The sequence below is a fragment of the Cyclonatronum sp. genome (assembly GCF_022565315.1).
In the GTDB taxonomy this organism is placed as follows: domain Bacteria; phylum Bacteroidota; class Rhodothermia; order Balneolales; family Cyclonatronaceae; genus Cyclonatronum.
Map to the genome: position 1 here is coordinate 1 of NZ_JAIUMX010000187.1, position 3,495 is coordinate 3,495.

The following is a 3,495-nucleotide window of genomic DNA, read 5'->3' on the forward strand; positions in this document are numbered from 1 at the left end:
CCCCCCCATCACCCGCGCTTCCGAAAGCTCACCGCAATGCCGGCGATTGCGGTTAGCAGCATGAGGAGGTTGAACCAGTCACCGTAGCGGGCATAGAAGGTGAGGCGGGTGGAGGTGGGTACCTGCAGCTCGAAGGCGGTGCGGGTCCAGTATTCGGTGCGGGTGTGCGGGCGGCCGTCGGCGGTGATCATGCCGGAGATGCCGTTGTTGGCGCTCCTCACTACGGCGCGCCTCAGTTCGATGGCACGCAGCCGGGCAAATTCGTAGTGCTGCAGGTGCCCGCTTGTGCGGCCCCACCAGCCGTCGTTGGTAATCACGGCCACAAAACCGGCCCCCATCAGCACGCTTTCACGCACAACGGAGGGGAAAACGGAGTCGTAGCAGACCACCGCCGGTGCCAGAACCCCGTTGGTGGCTTCGAACACGTGCATATGCTCGCCCCGCCCGAAACCGGTGATGTCGCCCCAGTCGAGGTTCAGCGGCAGACGGCTTAGGGTGTGGGCAAAGGGCATTCGCTCTACGATGGGCACGAGGCGTATTTTATTGTAGTGCTCAAAGCTTCCGTCGGGGAAAAAGGCGACTGCGCTGTTGAAGATGTTGAAGGGCCGGCCCAGGTAGTCGGTGCGGTGCACTCTGGGCGGCTGCTCGTTCTGATAGTACATGAAGAAGGCCGCGCCGGTAACAATGGGTACGTTCCACTGCGCGGCTTTTTGAAACAGGTGCAGGTCGTTGCTGCTGCGGCTGATCTGCGAGACCCGCCCCATGAGGGCGTTTTCGGGCCAGAACATGATGTGGGTGTTGGCGGTAACCACGCTGTCGATCATGGCGGTGAGTTCGAGCAGCGGTGTGGTGGTATCCTCATAGCCGGCAAGCGGCAGGTAGGAGTCGTAGTTGGGCTGCACCACAACTACATTGGTGTAGCCTTCAGGCTCAAAATCGGTCTGCCAGTGGATGAGCAGAGAAAGGAGGATGCTCCCGAGCCAAAGTCCGGCAGCGGTGAGCAGCGGCTTTTTGCGGGGCTCTGGTTTCGCGAAGCCCTGACCCAAGCCGGAACTGACGGGATTTGTCCGAAGGGCACCAATCCCATCACCCAAAAAGAACGCAATTATTATAGTGAGAAAACTGACGGACAGAAAGCCGGTGAATTCGATGTACTGCACGGCGAAGGTCCAGGTGGACCATGCGTTGGCGAGGATGAGCCAGGGCCAGGCGAGGTCCCAGTGCAGGTGCATCCATTCGTAGCTCACCCAGATGGCCGCGGCGCTGATGAAGGCGAACGCCCGGTTTTTGAGGCGTTTCAGGCACAGGTGCATCAGCCCGAAAACCACGGCCATGATGGCGCTGTTGGCCAGGATGGCGGCAACCCCTCCGATCACGGTTGCCATGGTGAGCCAGTAGGTGGTGATTACGTTCCACAGCAGGAAGGCCGGGTAGCTGAAATAGGCCGCTTCGCGGAAGCTGCCGCTGAGCGCGGAGAGGCGCATGAGCAGCGCAAAAGCCGGAAAAAGCAGGAAGGGGAAGGGGAAAGGGGAAAAGCTCAGGCCCATAAGCAGGCCGGAAGCCAGGGCAAGCTGCCAGCGGTTCAGGCGGAACAGGAAATCAGGCATCGGTTTCGGGTACGGATACGGATTCTTCGGAGTAGTTTTTTCCGGCGAGTATGAACACAAACTCGCCTTTCTGTTTTTCGCGGCTGCTGAGCGTGGCATGCACTTCGGTGAGGCTGCCCCGCAGGATTTCCTCAAACAGCTTGGTGAGCTCGCGGCCCACGGCGCAGAGGCGGCCGGGTTCACATACTTCGAGCAGCTCCCGCAGCAGCTTTTCGATGCGGTGCGGACTTTCGTACAGCACCACGGTGCGCTCTTCTTCGGCGAGGGCGGCGATACGCGTTTTGCGTCCTTTTTTTTGTGGCAGGAAGCCCTCGAAAACGAAGCGGTCGCTCGGCAGTCCGCTTGCGGCAAGCGCGGTTACCCCGGCAACAGGCCCCGGAACCGGAACGACTTTCACGCCGGCCTGATGCGCTGCCCGGGCCAGCAAAAAGCCGGGATCAGAAATCGCAGGCATGCCCGCATCGCTGATGAGCGCCACCGATTCTCCGGACTGAAGCCTCTTTACCAGCTCGCCGGCCTTACGGTGCTCGTTGTGCTGATGGAAGGAGGTGAGGGGCGTCTGAATGAGCAGCCTGCGCAGCATGGCGCCGCTCGTGCGGGTGTCTTCGCAGGCAATTACAGAAGCGCTGCCCAGAATCTGCTGCGCGCGCGGGCTGAAATCCTGCACATTGCCGATTGGCGTGCCCACCAGGTACAAGGTGCCCGGCTCTGCAAGCTGTCGGTTTTCTTCAGTTAAGGGAGATTCGGTCATGAGCGGGTTGGGTTTACGAACGGCGTTTACAAGGCAGATGAACGACTGCCCGCGCCGGTATCGTTTATCACATTTCATTAAGGAAGCGGAAAGCCTTAAATTATAAGGCTAAAGTATTTGCAGACAAAACCTGCCTCCGATAATCTTTGCAGGGAAAACCGGCGCTCATGGCCGGCCTGCCTCACATCATCAGATCTACATCACTTTTTAAAGGAAATACACTTATGCCGATGGACAAATTTAAGCCGACCGGGCTCAATCACATCACCCTGAGAGTTAATGAAATTGAGCGGGCAGAGGCCTTTTACGGGGGGATTCTGGGGTTCAAGCTGGAGAAAAAAATGGGCCGGAGCATGGCCGTTTACCGCATCGGCAAAGATTCCATCGTGCTCGTTGAAGCCGAGACAAGCTACAACCGCGATTCCAAAGATTACCGCGTAGATCACTTTGGCTTCACGGTAGCTGACCCCGCTGTTATTGATGAGATGGCCGCCTATTTAAAAGAGCGGGAAGTTACCATCATCAGCGGTCCGGCCAACCGGAAGAACGGCCGTTTCCTGTTCGTATCTGACCCGGACGGCAACCTGATCGAAATTTTCAACGAGAAGTAAGCCGCTGAAATCGGGCGCGCGGAGAATGAAGTCTGACAGGCTTCCGGCCGTCGCGATCCTTTTTCATGCTTTATTTTCTGACATTCTCACAAGGCTGGCTAAATAAACCGCTTGGTATGAAATTTGCAGCTTAGAGCCAAAATTCAGGCAGCCGCCGCTTCGCGGCTTCATTCTTTAACCCGCTTATTTATCAAAACGACGATGAGTACTGAAAACGTAAACAGCACCAATCAGGACAGCGAACTCGATCCTGCGGCTGAAACCGAAACGCTTGACCAGGAAAAAGCATCTGCTGCAGAAGATCAAAACGCCGGCGCTGATGCCGGTAAAGCCGCCCTTGAGGCAGAAATTGAGCAGCTTAAAAAGCAGCTCCAAAGCAAGGAAGATCAGATCCTCCGAAAAATTGCCGAGTTCGAAAACATGCGCCGCCGCACGAACCGCGAGCGCCTTCAGCTGTTTGATGACGCCAAAATTAAGGCCGTTGCCGATTTCCTTCCGGTTTTTGACGATCTGGGCCGAAGCCTGC

At 57.4% G+C, this 3,495-nt stretch carries 4 protein-coding genes; 2 read left to right on the top strand and 2 right to left on the bottom strand.

Features of this window, described 5'->3' with window-relative positions:
- Nucleotides 1–8: 8 nt before the first annotated feature.
- Nucleotides 9–1,607, bottom strand: a complete 1,599-nt coding sequence (gene lnt, locus LAT75_RS15385; protein WP_291483693.1) for an apolipoprotein N-acyltransferase — start codon at nt 1,605–1,607, stop codon at nt 9–11.
- Nucleotides 1,600–2,436 (bottom strand): 16S rRNA (cytidine(1402)-2'-O)-methyltransferase, encoded by an 837-nt coding sequence (gene rsmI, locus LAT75_RS15390; RefSeq protein WP_291483695.1) that lies wholly within the window; start codon nt 2,434–2,436, stop codon nt 1,600–1,602. Before rsmI ends, lnt begins: the two co-directional genes overlap by 8 nt.
- Before the next feature lie 152 nt (nt 2,437–2,588).
- Between rsmI and LAT75_RS15395 the strand changes: the two genes are divergently transcribed.
- Both LAT75_RS15395 and grpE read left to right on the top strand, forming a co-directional pair.
- Nucleotides 2,589–2,969 (top strand): VOC family protein, encoded by a 381-nt coding sequence (locus LAT75_RS15395; protein WP_291483697.1) that lies wholly within the window; start codon nt 2,589–2,591, stop codon nt 2,967–2,969.
- 201 nt (nt 2,970–3,170) lie between these two features.
- Nucleotides 3,171–3,495, top strand: a 325-nt coding sequence (gene grpE, locus LAT75_RS15400) for a nucleotide exchange factor GrpE (protein ID WP_291483703.1), incomplete at its 3' end; no start/stop codon positions are given.

Coding starts and splice junctions, on each gene's coding strand:
- LAT75_RS15395 (WP_291483697.1), top strand. CDS start 2,589: ATGGACAAATTTAAGCCGACCGGGCTCAATCACATCACCCTGAGAGTT.
- rsmI (WP_291483695.1), bottom strand. CDS start 2,436: ATGAAATGTGATAAACGATACCGGCGCGGGCAGTCGTTCATCTGCCTT.
- lnt (WP_291483693.1), bottom strand. CDS start 1,607: ATGCCTGATTTCCTGTTCCGCCTGAACCGCTGGCAGCTTGCCCTGGCT.